This window comes from Pseudomonas brassicacearum (assembly GCF_003732265.1).
Lineage (GTDB): Bacteria > Pseudomonadota > Gammaproteobacteria > Pseudomonadales > Pseudomonadaceae > Aquipseudomonas > Aquipseudomonas brassicacearum_D.
Genome location: NZ_MOBK01000307.1, coordinates 1 through 294 on the forward strand (window position 1 = coordinate 1; position 294 = coordinate 294).

At 60.9% G+C, this 294-nt stretch carries 1 pseudogene; it reads right to left on the reverse strand.

Annotated elements, in window-relative coordinates:
* Positions 1 to 294: pseudogene (locus tag BK660_RS33350) on the reverse strand (RND family transporter); the annotation flags it as partial.

Here is a 294-nt window from a genome sequence, read left to right on the forward strand (position 1 = left end):
ACACCCAGCGCCACCACCGGCAAGGTCGCAACCTTCACGCCGATGCCCATGAACGCCATCAGCGCGTTGCCGAGTACCGAAGTCAGCACCAGCGGCAGGACGATGCACAAGGTCGCCGCCCACGAGCGGAAGGTGATCATGCACATCACCGCCACGCAGATGTACACCAGAATCAGGATGGTCAGCTCGGCCTGTTTGATGACTTCGTTGGTGGCCGCTTCGATCCCGGCGTTACCAGCGGCGAGGATGAACTCCAGACCGTCCTTGTTGTTGTCCTTGGCGAATTCCTGCACC